The sequence below is a fragment of the Bacillus sp. FSL R10-2201 genome, from assembly GCF_038008665.1.
In the GTDB taxonomy this organism is placed as follows: Bacteria; Bacillota; Bacilli; order Bacillales; family Bacillaceae_G; genus Bacillus_A; species Bacillus_A mycoides.
The window spans coordinates 1439203-1456826 of sequence record NZ_JBBOZP010000001.1 but is presented as its reverse complement, the minus strand read 5'-3'; the positions used below and the strand labels follow the sequence as shown (position 1 = coordinate 1456826).

Sequence of the window (17624 nt, the reverse complement as noted above, 5' to 3'; positions counted from 1 at the left end):
TACGTCTGGCGAGTTCTTTTTTATGCTAAAATACTTCTATAGTCACTGTACCGTCTCTTTATGTGACATTCTATAAAAAACTACTTTAGAGAGAGGCAGATTTATCCCCTCTACTTTTTTGTAACCTTTGTTATAATTAAGAAATCATTTATATTACAGTATTTTTCATACGAGGTGAAACAGTGAAGAACAGAAGCATCGTCTTTAAACTATTTTTATTAACATCAACTTTATTTACAATCATATTTCTCCTTTTTTTCCTTGGACAATCTCTATTTTTAGAGAAGTTTTATATTAATAAAAAAATAAAAACCGTTCAAACGGCTTTTGAAAAATTCGTAGATAATTATGAAAAAAGCGACAAAAGTTTTGAGGAAATCAGAAAGCTAAAACAAGAATTTCACGATAAAACGAATGCTGAAATGCAATTTTTAGATTCTAACGGCATTATTAAAAGTGAAAACAGTTTTTCCATTGATGTGATTAACCCTAACAATAATAAAACCTATTCCATCCCCCTTAACAATCTTTTAACACCAGAAGAATATAATAAATTCGCAAAATTAGGATTAAAAAAAGATGGAATAATTTATGTAGACGGACTACTCCAACCGAATAATATAATAACACCTCAAGAATTAATAACTAATAATACTAGATGGGAAAATGAACAATTCAATTCAGATTTTCAATCCATTAGTGGTAATCCATCTAAAAATAAACTTAAAAATCGATATAATAATACTGGTTCTCCAATCTATTTTACTGGGGTAATATCTAAATTACAGCTTCCTTCCAAAACTGAGGTTCGTCTTGCAAAGGATTTTGAAACATTACAAGCTGTTCAATATTTTGCAAGAACTATTAGACAAGGTACTTCTAATTCAAATCAATTAAACACGTATATTTTAGATAGTGGGGAAAATATAAAAAACAGTGTCTTTGTAAAGCCTATTATGGAAAACGGAGAAATTAAGGAGTACGCTTTTGCGATAGCATCTTTACAACCTGTTAATGAAGCGATGCTCGTTTTAAAAGATTATTATGTCTATGCCTTAATTATCGTGTTTCTCGTTATTATTTTGTTATCCTTCTACTACTCAAAAATCATTGTTAAACCATTAATTAAGATAAATCGTGTTACAAAAAAAATGGCCAACTTTGATTTTAGCGAGAAGTTACCTGTTACAGCAGACGATGAAATTGGCGGGTTATCAAGTGGTATTAATACACTCTCTGTAAATTTAAAAGATCGAATCGACCGATTAAATGTTGCCAATACAAAATTACAACAAGATATTGAACGCGAACGTCAATTGGAAAAAACGAGAAAAGAATTCATTTCTGGTGTATCTCATGAATTAAAAACACCACTTAGTGTTATTCGTAGCTTCGCTGAAGGTATTCAAGATGGCGTAAGTAAAGATACGACATATTATACAAATGTTATTTTGGAAGAGACAGATAATATGAACAGGCTCATTGTTGAAATGTTAGAATTAGCAAAACTAGAATCAGGTACGTACAAACTAGAAATGTCGACATTCTCAATCGGTGAATTAATTCAACAAGTCTATACAAAATTATTATTTAGCATGGAGGAAAAACATTTACAAGTGGACATCCATGCTGACTCTTCTCTATTTGTTAAAGCAAATCGTAGCCGTATTGAGCAAGTCGTTGTAAACTTACTTAGCAATGCAATTCGATATACTCCAGATGGTGAAAAAATACACGTCTCTGTTATAGAAACGGAAGATACAGTGAAAATCAAAATTGAAAACACAGGTAATCCTATTCCAGAAGAAAGCCTTGAAAAAATTTGGGATCGCTTCTACCGTTTAGACGCTTCTCGTAGCCGTCATACTGGAGGTACTGGCCTTGGGTTATCCATTGTGAAAAACATTTTAGATCTCCATCACGCTGAATACGGCGTGTATAATACCACTAATAGCGTTGTATTTTATTTTAATTTACAAAAAGTAAAAGAAGTCAAATAATTTGTCTTAATTTCACTAGGAGTTCACATGAAATTCACACTCTCCCTTTATAGTAAGAAACAAGTTAATCCTTTCCTTTACACATATAAAAGAGGAGAGTGCGTGAAATGAAACAAGCAGGACAACCTATTCAAAATGAAAAACAATTAGAAACTATCAAAAATATACTTTTACAATCTTCGAAACGTGATGGCTTATTATTCGTATTAGCTGTAAATTCTGGCTTAAAAGTAAGTGAAATCTTACAATTAAAAGTTAGTGATGTAATCGATGAAGACGAAAATGTTCGCCATTCCATTTTATTTTACAATGAGAAAGTAAAGAAACATAAATGGTTTGCTGTAAATGAAGACTTACAGCACGCAATCGAAGACTACATGAAAGAACGTAAAACTTGGAAACGTAATGAACCATTATTAAAGTCTCAAAAAGGAACAAAGTCTATTACGAGACAACATGCATGGTACATTTTAAACAAAGCTGCAAAAGAAGTTGGATTAGAAGGGATTAGCTCACATACACTTCGAAAAACTTGGGGCTATTGTGCATACAAATCAGGTGTTGATATTGCATTTTTACAACACTTCTTTGATCACAGTACTCCATCCAAAACTTTAAAGTATATCGGTATTGCTTAATAACTCTTATACATAAAAAGGTTACCATTTGTAAATTTGGTAACCTTTTTTATGTTTCATATTCTCTTTTCTTGTCTCTCCTATACTGTAGTGGTACTCTAATAGTAAGGGGGAGAAATTATGAACACATTAACAATTGAATTACCGAAAGAAACGGCTGAAAAACTTGATTTATTAAAGAAATCTTATGAAAAGAAAACAGGTGCTACAATTTCTGAAAGCACTCTCGTTCAAACACTTATCTCAAAGGAATTTATCCAAGCGATAACTCCTTTTGATTTACAACAAATCATCAATGGAAAAGAACAGCAGTAATTGCTGTTCTTTTTTTATTACTATTTAAAATATAAAGTGAAACTTTAATCAGTGGGGGTTTTGTTCATCCCCCACTGATTATTAGCCTTCACCAATCGGGCGTTTACGGGCAGCAGGGCTCCCACCTAACTTCTTTGCTCCAGCCGAATTTTGAGGTAGGAGTTTTACTGCCGCAAATAGCGGGATAAAAAGTTTTTTACTTATTTTCCGAAAAACCATTGACAATGATAATGATAACCATTATCATTTATTATGAAGCCAACAATTGATGAATCAACCAAACGCTCAGTAACATTGTTACCCCTCTTTTTCATATAGAAAGGCACTGTACATTCCCCCTGTTTGTACAGTGCCTTTCTTGTTTATCATCATTCAAACAAATTTAATTGCTCAGGCTTCGGCTCACCATATGTAATGTTCATCATTTTCATAAGCTGTTTCGCATTATCCGCTGCATCTCCGCCCGAATTATTATTAAACAATACAAATATATCCTTCGTCTTCTTTTTCAATCGCTCTAATCGTTCTACCCATTCCGCCAATTCTTTACTATTATAACGATACAAACAGCGAACCGCTCTCCAATTTTCTCCTTTATCCAGCCAACCATGAACATTTCGGCCATGAAAACGTATTAACGCCATGTCCGAGTTTGTTGCCTCTAATATAAGCGGTACTGATCCTATTCCAGCCTGAGGCTCATCGCAAATTGTATGAATCCAGTTTTCTTTTTCTAAAAACTGTAACGTCTTATCTCTCATTTCTGGATAAAACCATGTTTGATTTCGAAATTCTATTGCACATGGTAAATCTTCCATTTTTTCTTTCGTGTATCGAAGTAAATCTACATTTTTCACTTTACAATCAAACCATGGTGGATATTGAAATAAAATCATTTTTAATTTATTTGCTTCTATTAAAGGAAGAATGGATTGTTTATACACATCAAACATCTCATCGAACGTAGAAAAAGGGATTTCCCCTTTCATATGTCCTGTCATTCCTTGATAGGCTTTTACTATAAAAGAAAAATCTTTCGGCGTTTCCATCGCCCATTTTGTATAATTCCGCGCAGGTTGTATCGCATAAAATGAACTATCTACTTCCACAATGGGAAAATGTTCACTATAAGTTCGCAATTTATTTCTATTTTCATAGGGATTTATATATAAAGAATCATGATCTCCCCACCCTGTCACTCCAATGAAAAGCAAATATATCCCTCCCTTTTTAACTTCACCTTCTATCCATTCTACTCACTTCCCAGACATTTCAGCTAATCAATTTCATTAAGTAGCCCCTTCTTTAAGAGTATCCGTATAAAAATATGATATACTAAATGGAAGAATTTTTAAATTGAGGGGTTATTTATTTATGCTTCCAAACGATGATATTGTATCTCATGAAAAACGAATAGAAGAACTAGAAAATAAAGTGCGGTTATATGAAGAGCTTGTGAATCAATTACCACATCATTTCACATACAAGAATCCACATATTGGTTTACAAATAAAGAAAACGAGAACGACTCATTCCATTCAAAACATACAAAAAGAGAATAAAAAGGCTGATTTTCAACTTACTTGCGATTCATTATTTTTATTTGAACAACTTGAAACATACTTTGTTCATATTTTTGATGCTTTTTCACATCATGTCACCTTTGTTGATAGTAAAGGAAATATAACTTTATGTAATCAAGCTGCAGCAGATGATTTTGGTGTAGTACGAAATGATATAATTGGAAAGCCAATTCAACAATTACTAAACTTGCCAGAAGAACAAATTAAAGCGATTGAAACATTAAGAACAGGAACAGAAATATATAATGAAGAAGTGTTAGACAAAAACTATGGTATTTTAAACAATCGAATTATTCGGGATTATAACGGAGAGATTTTTAGAGTTATTAGTGTCTTCCATTATTTAAACACAGAACGTGATGCAGAAAAATTTTCATTAGCAGGACGAATCGCAGCTGGGATTGCTCATGAAGTACGAAATCCCCTTACAACGGTACGTGGATACTTGCAATTTCTACAAGATAACGTTTCTCCATCCAATAAAGAATTGTTTAAAAGTCTACTCATTCCTGAACTAGATCGTGCAAATAGTATTATCACAAAATTTTTAGCCATTTCAAAAACGCGTGAATTTACTAGAGAACCTTTTCCCATCAATACGTTTTTACGCGAATATATTCAACAACTACTTGCTAGTGAAGTTTTTTTACACAACATTTCTATTGACTATGAATTTTCTACGGAATTAGATGGTGTACTTGTCAATATCGATCGTCATGAACTTGTGCAAGTTTTTTTAAATTTATTTCAAAATGCTATCGATGCTCGAGGCGAAAGACCTCTTTCCATTCAAATCTCTAGTTATCGCCTAGATAACTTTGTTCGGATTACTTTCACAGATAACGGAACTGGGGTTCCTCCAGCTATTCAAGAATATATCTTTGATCCATTCTTCTCAACAAAAGATTCAGGAACAGGACTGGGCTTGTCAGTAACGAAGAAAATTATTCAAAATCATAACGGTACATTAAAAATGTCTAGTAATCAAAACGGTACAACTTTCACTATTTCTATTCCAATTTTACCTAAAGCGAACTATGAACGAATTAATCATTAGGTCCGGCTGGTGCTGCTGGTGCCCAAGGTGCTCAAGGCGCTCAAGGTCCGGCTGGTGCTACTGGCGCTACTGGACCGTCGGGCACACCACTCCCTGTAACTATAGCAGCAATAGGAAATTCTAATCCACAAACTATATCACCTGGAACGAATATCCAATTCAATCAAGTTTTCGAACTAAATAATCTCATTTTTAATGACACTTCAGATACTTTAACTATTTTAGAAACAGGAGTATACGATATTAGTTTCTCAGCATCTACAACCTTCCCGGGTTCTTCACCATTTGGATTCGGTATTTCATTCAACGGTCAACCACCTACTCGTAATTTTTCAACTAACGTTATCGGTAGTGCGGTTTCTTTCTCCACAATTGTTACTTTAACAGCTGGTACAACAATCTCTGTACAACCTACAGTAAATACTATTTCCATCCCTAACACTGGTGACACAACAGCTACACTATCAGTCTTCCGAATTTACTAATTTTAGTTTTCATTTTATTTTTGAACGACCAAGAATGTTTGATTTATAGTAATTTGTATTATTTTGATTGTATGTTAAAACTTTCTTTTAATAAAAAGGAGCACTTATTTTGGAGGATAAGTGCTCCTTCTTTACGTTTCTTTACTTCAAATTTACTCTAGCTTAATCCTCTTTTTGTATGATGAATAGTGAAGACAAAGACATGAAAGAGGGATGACAATGCGAATTATATCACTGACACGTTTTTGGTTTGTTCTTATGGTATGCATAATTTTATGTATAGGGTTTCTTTTAACTCTAAACTATTCAAATGTTTCAAAAGCAGAAAGAAAAACAATTCCATACGAACTTCTGTATACAAAACAAAACAACATCCCGTATTCCTCTTCCACACAAAATGAAAAAAAAGTTATAAAAGGAATGCTTATTACAGAAGCTTCTAGTTATGAAAACCTACTTCAAATCGCTGAAACGATTAAAGATCAATATAAAAATAAAGACGTTGATGAAATAACACTCTCTATCCATAATGAAAATACTGGAAATTTCGAAGAGGAATTGCCATATGAACCTATTAGTAAAGGAATAATAACCGTCACGTATGATTCTCAATCCTTCGGTAGGACCAATGTTACGCTAAATAAATAAACTGAAGCTTTAATCCGTGGCGCTTTTCCCATCCCCACGGATTATTAAGTTAAACCCATCAAATTTTTATAGGCAGCTCGATTCTCACCTAACTTCTTTTCTGTTGCCACATTTTGAACCGAGATAAAACCGCTCATTTCTCATAAAAAAGAGGCGAACTCGTTATTCGCCTCTTTTTTTACCAAAATGGAATCCACTCTTTCACTTTATCTATCCATTCATTTTGCTGTTCTTTTCTTTGTTGTTCCTCTTCTTTTCGTTTTTTCTCTTCTTCTTTCCTTCGTTTTTCTTCCTCAATCGTTTTTAATTGTTTTGTATAATCCGCCTCAGGTATTAGCGATAACTGAAATGCCTTTTGAGTTGGATTTCCATTCGCTTTCTTCATAATATCCCGGAACATTGTCGTTGTAATTTGGCTGCCTCCTGGCACATAATGCTCACTATCCGTTTTATCATACCCTACCCAAATCGCACCTACTAAATCCGGTGTGTATCCAACAAACCACGAATCCTTCGCACCAGTGCTTGGTCCATTTACAAGCTGGGTAGTCCCTGTCTTGCCTGCGGTATCGATATTATTAACTTTCGCTTTTTCACCTGTTCCCCTTTCAATAACACCTTTTAATAAGTATGTCATCTTTTGGGCAACTTTCTCGTTCGTCACACGAGTTTCTTTCTTATACCATTTTCCAATTGTTTTCCCTTCAGCATTTTGGATTTCTCTAATGGCATGAGCTTCTACTTGGACACCATCATTTGCAAGTGCGCTATACGCTTGAGCCATTACAAATGGTGAAGTCCCTACATGCATACCTCCTAAAGCAATCGGATACGTATGGTCTTCAGGCTCTAATGGAATACCAAACCGCTCTAAAGATTTCAATCCTTTATCTAATCCAATTTTCTCTAATAGCCAAACTGCTGAAACATTATATGACTTTGCCACCGCTTCATACATCGTCACATTACCATGGAACGTATGATCACTATTTTGTGGTGCATATTCTTTAATATTAAACGGTTCATCTTTTAAGACATCGTATACTTCATATCCTTGTTCTAACGCTGGTACATACACTGCAAGAGGCTTTAACGTTGAACCTGGCTGTCTTTTTAATTGTGTTGCATGATTAAACTGTAAAAATTGATAAGGACCTCTGCCTCCAACTAAAGCCGGAACACCGCCAGTTTTTGGATTCATAAGGACCACTCCCGTTTGCATAAGCTGATCTGAGCCACTATCTTTAAAATAACTATCATTATTCACAACATCTTCAACCGCTTGTTGTTTTTTCGAGTCAAGTTCCGTATAAATACGATAGCCACCTGCTAAAATTTCATTTTGTGTTAATTCATACTTGTCCATCGCTTCTCTAACAATATAATCTACGTATTGAGAATATTTTCCCTTATATTTATCGTCAACACCACGTCGTAATACAAGACCTGATTCTTTCTCCTGATTATATTGTTCTTCAGAAATATATCCTTGCTCCTTCATTAAACCTAATACGACATTACGTCTTTCAATTGATTTATTAAAGTTTTTATACGGCGAATACGCAGATGGCGCTTTAATTAATCCTGCAATCGTTGCAGCTTCTGAAATCGTTAAGTCTTTTACTTCTTTATCAAAATAAGATTTAGCTGCTCTTTTTATCCCCCAAGCACCTTCACCAAAATAAATTTGATTCATATACATTTCAACAATTTCATCTTTCGTATAAGTACGTTCTATTTTTTTCGTTAGAAAGTATTCCTTTATTTTACGCGAGAATGTACGGTCTTGCGTTAAAAATACATTTTTCGCAAGTTGTTGTGTAATTGTACTACCACCTGCCACAACTTCACCGGCTGTAATGTTCTTAAATACAGCACTTATAATTCCACTATAGTAAATACCATGATGACTAAAAAATTCCTTATCTTCTACTGCAACAATTGCTTGAACCATAATATCAGGAATATCTTTCCTTTTGACCCCTTCTGTTTTAGAAGAAGCTAATTTAGTCGCAACTTCATTATTTGCATCATAAATTAAAGTCGGTTGTGGAACAGCTTGTTTTAATTCAGATATATCTTGAATGGAAATTATTATATTTACAACAATAAATAGAGTAGCAAGTAAACTTCCCAATACAATTAATGAATTGCGTAGTTTCTTCCTCTTATTGAACCACTCAAGCGTTTTTTTAAAGTGAGTGTTCTTCAATTTCATTGGTTCACTTCCTTCATTTGTTTACACTCTTTTTTTAAAAGGAAGAATATACCTCCTTTTAAATTTATTATAATAACGTAGTCATTCCTATAGTGTAAAGCTTTTCTTTCACATTCATACTTTTTGCAAGAAAAGGACATTCTACAAGTAAGATATTCATTGTTGTATTAATATTATTAATACAACAATGAGAGTTTTGTTAAGTTTTTGTAAACTTTTCGATAAAATGTTTTAAAAAACGACAGTTTTTTGTTAGAATTGATTAGCCAATATATTTTACATATATTACTTTTGTGGGGGTAACAATAATGGTCTTTAAATCAAAAAAAGATAAATTTTCTGAAATGCTTATGAACGTTTCCGAAAATTTAAAAGAAGGCGCGCAGTTTTTCGTGGAGTATAAAATTAAAAATGCTAGCGATTTAAAAGAGTTTTCTATGCGCATGAAAGAGTATGAGTCAAAAGGTGACTCATTCATTCACGAAATCATTATGGAGCTAAACAAAGCGTTTATTACTCCTATTGAACGTGAAGACATCCTACAACTTGCAATGAGTATGGATGATGTATTAGACGGATTAGATCACAGTGCTGGTCTATTCGAAATGTATTCTATTACAGAAGCTGATGAATACATGATTAAATTCGTTGAAGCAATTAATCAATGTGCGATTGAGATTGCAAATTCTGTTGAACTACTTTCTAAAAAGAAATTAGTCGATATTCGTACAAATGCGATCAAGATTAAGGATTACGAGTCACAATGTGATGATATTCGCCGTCATGCGATTAAGCACTTATTCTCTCGTGAGAAAGATCCGATTAAGATTATTCAATTTAAAGAGATTTACGAAGAGCTTGAAGAAGTAGCTGATAGCTGTCAAAGCGTTGCAAACGTATTAGAAACAATCATTATGAAGAACGCGTAAGGAGTTTGATCATGGATACACTCTTGATACTGACCGTTTTAGTAGTCATTTGCGCTTTAGCTTTTGACTTTATCAATGGATTTCACGATACAGCAAACGCTATTGCAACGGCTGTTTCAACGAAAGCTCTAAAGCCTAGACATGCAATTGTTATGGCAGCTATTATGAACTTTTTAGGTGCGATGACATTTACAGGTGTAGCAAAAACGATTACAAAAGATATTGTTGACCCGTTTGCTTTGCAAAATGGTTCTCTTGTAATTTTAGCTGCTTTGCTTGCGGCAATAGTCTGGAATTTGATCACTTGGTACTATGGCATTCCAAGTAGTTCTTCGCATGCAATCATTGGCGCAATCGCTGGTGCAGCAATTGCTGCTGCTGGTATTAGCGCATTAAACTATAAAGGGTTTATAAAAATTCTTGAAGCTTTAATCATTTCACCGATCATCGCTTTTGTTATTGGTTATATCGTATATAGTATTTTTAAAGTGGTATTTAAAAACTTTAACTTAACGAAAACGAACAAGAACTTCCGTATATTCCAGATTTTCACCGCTGCATTGCAAGCTTATACGCACGGTACGAATGATGCACAAAAAGCAATGGGAATCATTACGATGGCTCTTATGGCCAATAACTATCATACTTCTGGCGATATCCCTTTCTGGGTACAATTATCTTGTGCAATCGCAATGGGTCTTGGTACTTCTGTCGGTGGTTGGAAAATTATTAAAACTGTCGGTGGACAAATTATGAAAATTCGTCCTGTAAATGGTGTAGCTGCCGATTTATCATCATCACTTGTTATTTTCGGCGCAACATTTATTCACTTACCGGTTAGTACGACGCACGTTATCTCTTCTTCTATTTTAGGAGTTGGTGCTTCACATCGCGTGAAAGGTGTAAAATGGGGAACTGCAAAACGCATGTTAATTACATGGGTTATTACACTTCCTATTTCAGCTTCTTTAGCTGCATTATTTTACTACTTATTACACTTAATCTTTTAATCAAAAGTCGTCTTCCTTATTTTTCTAGGAAGACGACTTTTTTGTGAACAAGCCTATTTCTTATTAAAAAGCGTGTATAATGATTGATGGATAAGTTATATAGAGGAGTTGGCAATTTTGGAATACATCATGTTACTTTTCATCGGATTAATCGCCGGGACAGTCGGGAGCCTAGTCGGACTTGGAGGCGGAATTATTATCGTTCCGTTATTAATTGGATTACACAGTTTATCACCACAACTCGCAGTAGGAACTTCTATGGTAACAGTCGTTTTTACAGGGCTGGCTTCTACCCTTACTTATATGAAACATAAACGGGTAGATTATAAAAGTGGACTTATTTTATTTATCGGGAGTGGCCCTGGTGGTATTATCGGATCATGGGCAAACAAATTTTTAAACCAAGATACATTTTCTTTATACTTTGGGATTTTTCTTATATTCGTCTCCATTCTTCTTATACTACGAGACAAATTGAAACCTCTTTCCCTATCAAATATGACTGTAATTAAGCGATCTTTTACAGATAACGAAGGAAATACTGTAGACTATCAATTCCCACCATTTCTCGCTATCTTTATTGCCTTTATAGTTGGATTTATATCCGGATTATTTGGAATCGGTGGTGGTGCCTTACTTGTGCCAGCGATGATGCTCCTTTTTGCGTTCCCAGCACACATTGCTGTAGCAACTTCAATGTTTATCGTATTTCTCTCAGCAATTGTAAGTTCTTTAACTCACATCTCTCTAGGAAATGTCAGCTGGGCTTATGCATTAATTCTTATTCCTGGTGCATGGATTGGCGGAAAAATCGGGGCTTATATTAACACAAAATTAAGCGGTAATGCAATAATTAATTTATTACGTATCACATTAATTATTCTTGGAACTAGATTAATCATTACTTCATTTTTATAACGCGTTCTTTCTAGAATGCGTTTTTTCTTATACACATGAATATAAAAAGGCTCCTAGGAGAACAAATAAAACTAAACAAACACTTAATAGCATAAAATTTGAAATATGTAATTTCTTCAAGTTGACCACTCCTATAGCTATGACTGTTATCTTTATGATAGCGAAAAAACAGTTATCTTACAGTTACAAAGCGCTAACAATGCAAAATCATTTATTACAAATTTTATCCTTATATTTCATTTCTTTGTATAATCTATCGATTCAATAAAAAAAGATGTCATATTGACATCTTTTTAGTGAAGAAGTGACCATCCCATAAAGTCTTCATGTACTTGGCACGCCCTCTTATCGTTTCGATCATATAATTCAGCATAACTATCTGTTTCTTCATCATAAGCCATCGTATAAATAATTTGGCCGTCTATTTCAACGGATAAAACGACTCCACCTTTCATCTCTTCTACATGAATGATAGCATTCGCCGGAATTCTCATATCCGTCATCTTCATCGCATCTAACAATATACTAAACCCCCTACAGCGTATTCATTGCTAGTACTATTACACACTAAATAGTATACTACTGTAATAGCATACATTTCGTCAATGAAATTGCTGTTTAAAAAGCATATTGTCTTTATACATATACGCTAAAATATAAGAAATAGAAATGTTTTAATGGGGGGCTAACATTGATTCTACATAAGGGAGATGTATTATTCCGTCAAGGTGAGGACGGTCCATTATATTTTATAAAAACAGGTTTATTAAAAGTGATTCGGTTAGAAGAAGACGGAACACCATTTTTATTTAATATTATCGTTCCTGGTGAAACGATACCTCACCATTCTTTAATTTCACCGAAGGAATATCACGGTACAGCTATCGCTTTAATGAAAACAGAAGTCGAGCCTATAATTAGCAATGAATGGTACGACAAACTTCAGGCAAATCCTGCATCATATGAAAATATCGCTATACAATTACAATCGAAGTTAAGAATGATGCAACAGCGTATCGATCAATTGACAACTGTCTCTCCTAAAGAGCGCCTTCATCGTTTACAAGAGTGGTTCACCTTTTATTTAGGTGACATCCCTATTTATGAAATATTAACACAAACTGAAATTGGTCAGCTCATAGGTGTACGCCGCGAAACAGTAAATCGCTTACTTAGAGAACAAGCAAAAAACGAGGTAAAATAATACCTCGTTTTTCGCTTGGCAACGTTAACCTATTGTAAGCTTGCTGCGGGACCGAAAAATTCATAATGAATGTTCTCTTGTTTAACACCCAAATCAATTAATGCAGCATTTATATGTTTCATAAATGGTACTGGACCGCAGAAATAAAATTCTGCATCAGTCGTTGGAATAATAGTTTGTAACCATTCACGTTCAATGAATCCTTCTTGATCAAAATTCTTCATTTCCACATCTTGCTCTGTCGGTGAAGAATAGCAAGTATATGCTTTAACTTGTTCATACTCTTTTTCTACTGTCTCAACATGCTCTTTCATCGCATGTGTATTACTATTTATCGCCGCATGAACAAAGCATACATTACGCTTTGATTCTTGTTCAATTAACGTATTTAACATACTCATCATCGGTGTAATACCTACTCCACCGCTAATTAGTACAACAGGTAATGTTGACTCCATATTTAATACGAAATCTCCCGCTGGTGCACTTACTGGTAAGACATCCCCTTCCCCTACATGATCATGTAAGTAATTAGATACTTTACCATCTGGTGTATCTACACCTTTTTCTTTCTTTACACTAATACGATAATATTCTTTTCCTGGAGCATCAGACAAGCTATATTGACGATTATGTGTATATGTCTCACCTTTAATATTTATTTGAATCGTTACATATTGTCCTGGGATGAATGAAGAAACTTTCCCGCCATCTTCAGGTTTTAAATAAAATGATGTAATAACGTCGCTTTCCTTCACTTTTTTAACAATCACAAAGTTGCGGAAATCTTTCCATCCACCTTCTTTATGTGCAGCTTCTTCATACATACCCGCTTCAATGCTAATGAATGCATCAGCAATGACGCCATACGCTTCTCCCCATGCATTTAAAACTTCATCAGGTGCGCCTGCGACCTCTTTAATCGCTCGTAGTAAGCATGTACCTACTATTGGATAATGCTCTGCCTTAATACCTAAACTTCTATGCTTATGACCGATTTGTTTTACAACTGGAATAATAGCTTCTAAATTATCAATGTACATTGCAGCTGCATAAACAGCATTTGCTAATGCTTGTTGTTGTCTTCCTTTTTTCTGGTTCGTATGGTTGAAAATATTCAATAACTCCGGATGTTCCGAAAATAAAATTTGATAAAATCTCGTTGTAATCTCAACGCCTTTTTCTTGTAATAACGGTACTGTTGACTTTACGATTTCAATTGTTTTTGCACTTAACATTGTATCCCACTCCTCTATTTCCTTAACTGTTTTTAGTTTAACTGAATTGTATAATTCATATTGTGATTTTAATCACTATTAACATGGTGTTTTTGTGAAAAATATATGAACAATGCACATATTAAGTAAATTTTAATTAGCCCCCATTAATTGTGCTCAAAAAAAAAGCTAACTAGAATTCTAGCTAGCCTACTACTTTGTTTGTATTGCTTGTTCAATTACTCTTATATTCTGCCCATCTCCAAACTCTGTATACCCCCATATATTCGTTTCACCTTTATGTTTATTCACAAGTATATCCAAGTCATGATATACGCGATGAGCATAGATTACATACTCAATATTCTGAAGCTCCACACCTTTTTTTACAATTTCATAACTTCTATTCACATCGCGTTTTATTTTTTCATTTTTTATTTCTTTATGTATATTTTTTAAAGAGGCTTCTTGCTCTTGAAACCATCGTTTAAAATGTTTCCAATCCCCATCTGTATATTTCTCTGCCTTGCCATAATTCAAGAAATTATTATAACTTTCATGTGTCGTACGAACAAAATCGAGTGTCTTCTTCTTCTCTTGCACCTCTTCTATTTGTGCTACTGTATTTACTCCAGCAGACTTATTCGCATAATATAATAGTACTTTCATAAGACTATAGCTCGCTATTGCCATCACAGTAATAGTTACCAATACACTTAACAATTTCTTCATATACAGAACCCCTTTTCTACTATGAATATTACAATGTACTGTTACACTTGTAACATTCTCTCGTAGAAATGTAATTCCTGTTTAAATCCTCCTTTTCATTTCGACACTATTTTTCTACAAACTTCTCCTTGGTAAATGCTCTTGTAAAACAACATAACCTTCATAAGCTGTATAACCGAGTATAGCCATTAATCCGATATAACAAGCAAATACTGTCCATTTCGTTTTCGTATCGACTTTATAATAATTTTCTTGTTGTTCCTTTTCTGTTTCCCATTCATTTAATTTTCTTTCTGACATTTCAAATGCTTCTCTTATATGAATTGTATGCATTTCTTTTTCATCTTCATATGGGACATAATCAAGTGGCTCAAATTTTGGTAAAAGGTACTCTAGCACTTCAATCTTTTGAAGTTCTCCTGTTTTTAATTCTTTTTCACGTTCTCTTTGTCTTAATACGTTCATTTCATGGTGAATCATATAAATCGTTCGATGCACCGCACCAGTTTCTTTTAATTCCTCTTCAAGCCTAGCAGCATATTCTTTCATTCCATCGATTTTATATCCTAATTCCTTAATCGGCTCATCTCTCTTTATTACTCTATATAGTTCCATACAGCCGATAATAAAAATAAATCCTCCTAAAATACTTTTGAAGTAAATAGAATAGCCGAGTAGTAAAACTAGCCCTGCTCCCCAAATTTTCGTGCTTACAACTGAAATTATTCGTCCACCATCTAATGGAGAAACTGGAATTAAGTTAAAGAAATTAATCATACTTCCAAGTAAAATAATAAGCGCCCAAAACGGCTCTTTCGTGATTATATACAGTGGGATCGCGGGTAAAAATGAAAGCAACCCGAAAAGAGGTCCCATATATGCAATGTAAGCTTCATCTTTTGCATTTTTCGGCATCTCTTTCATCCCAATAAGAGCTCCCATAAATGGTATGAAGATTGCTGGCGATGTTGGTATCCCTTTCTTTCTCGCTGCCCATAAATGCCCCATCTCATGTACAAACAATAAATATACGAGTGCTACCCCAAACTTCCAACCATATATGACTGCGTATGCACCAAGCGATAAAAACATACTAAATACTGTTGAAAATTTTGCTAACTTAAAAATTGCAAATACCCATTTTAACTTAGATAGTAAAAATAACCCTATTGCAACGATAACTCCCCATAATCCTTTTTTATTATTTTTCATATTCCTCTCCTTTATCTCGCTTTATTGAGCCATATACACTCATCAAAACTTATTCTTTTTCTCTATTATGACATATTTTTTTCTATTGTTAGAAATAATGTTTATTCCATCCATTTTTAGCCAAAAATAAAAATAAAAGGAGGTAAATACAAATGAAATTACAATCTCTTATGATAGGCGCTCTATCGTTTTTAGCTTCAACTCTTATTTTTTATACCGTCAGCTACGTATTATTATTAGATTGGTTGCCAAATCACTTATTTATAGCCCTTATTATTCTTTCTGCTCTTATGATTTCCTTTCTAATTACACGAAAATCAATGAATGAGCCATCTGCAAAAGCAAAATAATAGAGGGGATCTTTCCCCTCTATTATCATTTCCTAGGAAAGGCCATATAGACTTTATGATTCTTACTGCCCGCTATTTACGGGCAGTAAGAATCCCACCTCAAAATTCGGCTGGAGCAAAGAATTTAGGTAGGATTCGTGCTAATAATCAGCGGGGGATGCCCCCACTGATTAAAATTTCACTTTATCTTTGTAAATTCATTTTTTCACCATACTCTTTAACAATTTGAATAATGTTTTGAAATGCTCCTACTTTTTCTTTCTTACTATTTAATATTTGTAAATCGTGATTATCATAATAGGTTTCTAGTGATTTTAATTGTGATTCTGAAGCATCTTTTATCGGAACAGTAACATTCAACTCATACTGTTTATACCCTTCCTTTACTTTTTCAGCTGAAATTATTTCACTCTCTTTTGCGCCAATTAATTTTTGGACCTTTTCCGGGAAAATTAATTGCAAATAATATTCTTGTTCCTTTGCTAACTTATTATATAGTGATTGTGAAATCGTATAACGTACTGTATAATTCATTTTTTGATCACCAGCTTTAATATGAAACGCAGTAATCTGCATGTCTTTTTTTGTTACTTCCGTTAAAGTACCTACCTGCATCTCATCTTCTTTTTGTTCTGGAATCTTTGGAAAGATAGCCAAAAGCTTTTCCGTATCTTTTTCGTTAAGCATATACATATCTTTCTTATATTGAATCCATCCTCGGCGATCTTCTCCTCTTAACCATGCATAATATGTTTCTTTTTTTCCATCACTACTAATTTGTATTTCATATTCCGGTTCACCAAAACTACCCGTTACTTCTTGTTTTTCCGCTTTGTTTATAATATCCACCACCAACTCCGCATCCATTTTCTTTAAATTTTTTTCTTCTTTACCTTTTTGCATAACAGTTACTTGTAATGGTTCTCTCATTTCATTCACTGTCTCCTCTACTTGTTCCGGTTCTTTCTTTTGCTCGGATTGACCACACGACGCGAGTAAAATAACACATAAAAACATTAAATATTTCCCTTTCAAATCGATTCTCCTTTTCCAATAAGAAATTCTTATAATCCTCATGCATAAAACAAAAACGTTACATTATATAGAA

At 33.8% G+C, this 17624-nt stretch carries 20 protein-coding genes; 11 read left to right on the top strand and 9 right to left on the bottom strand.

Going from position 1 to position 17624, the window contains the following annotated elements; all coding sequences use genetic code 11:
* Nucleotides 1-182: 182 nt before the first annotated feature.
* The 3 genes from NSQ69_RS07590 (at nucleotide 183) to NSQ69_RS07580 (ending at nucleotide 2953) form a co-directional block, all read left to right on the top strand.
* Nucleotides 183-2000: a sensor histidine kinase gene (locus NSQ69_RS07590; RefSeq protein WP_085310064.1), complete on the top strand. Its 1818-nt coding sequence runs from the start codon at nucleotides 183-185 to the stop codon at nucleotides 1998-2000.
* 107 nt (nucleotides 2001-2107) lie between these two features.
* Entirely contained in the window at nucleotides 2108-2638 is a 531-nt protein-coding gene (locus tag NSQ69_RS07585) for a tyrosine-type recombinase/integrase (RefSeq protein WP_000806230.1), read from the top strand.
* Nucleotides 2639-2758: 120 nt separating this feature from the next.
* Complete coding sequence (locus NSQ69_RS07580; RefSeq protein WP_002011737.1) at nucleotides 2759-2953, top strand: DUF3924 family protein; 195 nt, start codon at nucleotides 2759-2761, stop codon at nucleotides 2951-2953.
* Nucleotides 2954-3034: 81 nt separating this feature from the next.
* Here NSQ69_RS07580 and NSQ69_RS07575 read toward each other — a convergent pair whose 3' ends face one another.
* A complete protein-coding gene (locus tag NSQ69_RS07575) occupies nucleotides 3035-3172 on the bottom strand; it encodes a hypothetical protein (RefSeq protein ID WP_003188136.1) in 138 nt (45 codons plus the stop codon).
* 149 nt (nucleotides 3173-3321) lie between these two features.
* The gene (locus tag NSQ69_RS07570; protein ID WP_002086674.1) at nucleotides 3322-4167 is read right to left on the bottom strand and encodes a DUF72 domain-containing protein; all 846 of its coding nucleotides are present in this window, start codon (nucleotides 4165-4167) and stop codon (nucleotides 3322-3324) included.
* Between the two features lie 160 nt (nucleotides 4168-4327).
* Between NSQ69_RS07570 and NSQ69_RS07565 the strand changes: the two genes are divergently transcribed.
* On the top strand, nucleotides 4328-5593 hold the full coding sequence (locus tag NSQ69_RS07565) for an ATP-binding protein (protein WP_002126365.1): 1266 nt from the start codon (nucleotides 4328-4330) through the stop codon (nucleotides 5591-5593).
* Between the two features lie 40 nt (nucleotides 5594-5633).
* On the opposite strand, the gene NSQ69_RS07560 is transcribed toward NSQ69_RS07565, so the two are convergent.
* Nucleotides 5634-5756 carry a hypothetical protein gene (locus tag NSQ69_RS07560; protein ID WP_265323968.1) on the bottom strand — a complete coding sequence of 41 codons (123 nt, stop codon included), beginning with the start codon at nucleotides 5754-5756 and terminating at the stop codon, nucleotides 5634-5636.
* Between NSQ69_RS07560 and NSQ69_RS07555 the strand changes: the two genes are divergently transcribed.
* Both NSQ69_RS07555 and NSQ69_RS07550 read left to right on the top strand, forming a co-directional pair.
* Complete coding sequence (locus NSQ69_RS07555; RefSeq protein WP_321145787.1) at nucleotides 5704-6078, top strand: Gly-Xaa-Xaa repeat protein; 375 nt, start codon at nucleotides 5704-5706, stop codon at nucleotides 6076-6078. The two genes, NSQ69_RS07560 and NSQ69_RS07555, sit on opposite strands and share 53 nt — an antisense overlap.
* 219 nt (nucleotides 6079-6297) lie before the next feature.
* Nucleotides 6298-6726 carry a hypothetical protein gene (locus tag NSQ69_RS07550; RefSeq protein WP_002168802.1) on the top strand — a complete coding sequence of 143 codons (429 nt, stop codon included), beginning with the start codon at nucleotides 6298-6300 and terminating at the stop codon, nucleotides 6724-6726.
* Nucleotides 6727-6904: 178 nt separating this feature from the next.
* On the opposite strand, the gene NSQ69_RS07545 is transcribed toward NSQ69_RS07550, so the two are convergent.
* The gene (locus tag NSQ69_RS07545) at nucleotides 6905-8944 is read right to left on the bottom strand and encodes a transglycosylase domain-containing protein (RefSeq protein WP_002126359.1); all 2040 of its coding nucleotides are present in this window, start codon (nucleotides 8942-8944) and stop codon (nucleotides 6905-6907) included.
* A 308-nt stretch (nucleotides 8945-9252) separates the two neighbouring features.
* On the opposite strand from NSQ69_RS07545, the gene NSQ69_RS07540 reads away from it, so the two are divergent.
* The 3 genes from NSQ69_RS07540 to NSQ69_RS07530 all read left to right on the top strand — a co-directional run bounded on the left by NSQ69_RS07540 (nucleotide 9253) and on the right by NSQ69_RS07530 (nucleotide 11801).
* Nucleotides 9253-9873, top strand: coding sequence for a DUF47 domain-containing protein (locus NSQ69_RS07540; protein ID WP_000231445.1), 621 nt, complete (start codon nucleotides 9253-9255; stop codon nucleotides 9871-9873).
* A gap of 11 nt (nucleotides 9874-9884) precedes the next feature.
* Nucleotides 9885-10883 carry an inorganic phosphate transporter gene (locus NSQ69_RS07535; protein WP_002030715.1) on the top strand — a complete coding sequence of 333 codons (999 nt, stop codon included), beginning with the start codon at nucleotides 9885-9887 and terminating at the stop codon, nucleotides 10881-10883.
* A 117-nt stretch (nucleotides 10884-11000) separates the two neighbouring features.
* The gene (locus tag NSQ69_RS07530; RefSeq protein ID WP_002126353.1) at nucleotides 11001-11801 is read left to right on the top strand and encodes a sulfite exporter TauE/SafE family protein; all 801 of its coding nucleotides are present in this window, start codon (nucleotides 11001-11003) and stop codon (nucleotides 11799-11801) included.
* Between the two features lie 293 nt (nucleotides 11802-12094).
* Here NSQ69_RS07530 and NSQ69_RS07525 read toward each other — a convergent pair whose 3' ends face one another.
* A complete protein-coding gene (locus NSQ69_RS07525; protein WP_000883004.1) occupies nucleotides 12095-12322 on the bottom strand; it encodes a hypothetical protein in 228 nt (75 codons plus the stop codon).
* A 170-nt stretch (nucleotides 12323-12492) separates the two neighbouring features.
* Here NSQ69_RS07525 and NSQ69_RS07520 point away from each other — a divergent pair, with 170 nt between their 5' ends.
* Nucleotides 12493-13005 (top strand): Crp/Fnr family transcriptional regulator, encoded by a 513-nt coding sequence (locus tag NSQ69_RS07520; RefSeq protein ID WP_002086692.1) that lies wholly within the window; start codon nucleotides 12493-12495, stop codon nucleotides 13003-13005.
* A 29-nt stretch (nucleotides 13006-13034) separates the two neighbouring features.
* On the opposite strand, the gene hmpA is transcribed toward NSQ69_RS07520, so the two are convergent.
* The 3 genes from hmpA to NSQ69_RS07505 form a co-directional block, all read right to left on the bottom strand.
* Complete coding sequence (hmpA, locus tag NSQ69_RS07515; RefSeq protein WP_060750567.1) at nucleotides 13035-14243, bottom strand: NO-inducible flavohemoprotein; 1209 nt, start codon at nucleotides 14241-14243, stop codon at nucleotides 13035-13037.
* Between the two features lie 192 nt (nucleotides 14244-14435).
* The gene (locus NSQ69_RS07510; protein WP_002186313.1) at nucleotides 14436-14954 is read right to left on the bottom strand and encodes a hypothetical protein; all 519 of its coding nucleotides are present in this window, start codon (nucleotides 14952-14954) and stop codon (nucleotides 14436-14438) included.
* Nucleotides 14955-15068: 114 nt separating this feature from the next.
* Nucleotides 15069-16166: a site-2 protease family protein gene (locus NSQ69_RS07505; RefSeq protein ID WP_002126346.1), complete on the bottom strand. Its 1098-nt coding sequence runs from the start codon at nucleotides 16164-16166 to the stop codon at nucleotides 15069-15071.
* A gap of 152 nt (nucleotides 16167-16318) precedes the next feature.
* On the opposite strand from NSQ69_RS07505, the gene NSQ69_RS07500 reads away from it, so the two are divergent.
* The gene (locus NSQ69_RS07500) at nucleotides 16319-16516 is read left to right on the top strand and encodes a hypothetical protein (RefSeq protein WP_000776287.1); all 198 of its coding nucleotides are present in this window, start codon (nucleotides 16319-16321) and stop codon (nucleotides 16514-16516) included.
* A 183-nt stretch (nucleotides 16517-16699) separates the two neighbouring features.
* Here NSQ69_RS07500 and NSQ69_RS07495 read toward each other — a convergent pair whose 3' ends face one another.
* A complete protein-coding gene (locus NSQ69_RS07495; protein WP_002126344.1) occupies nucleotides 16700-17551 on the bottom strand; it encodes a hypothetical protein in 852 nt (283 codons plus the stop codon).
* Nucleotides 17552-17624 lie beyond the last annotated feature (73 nt).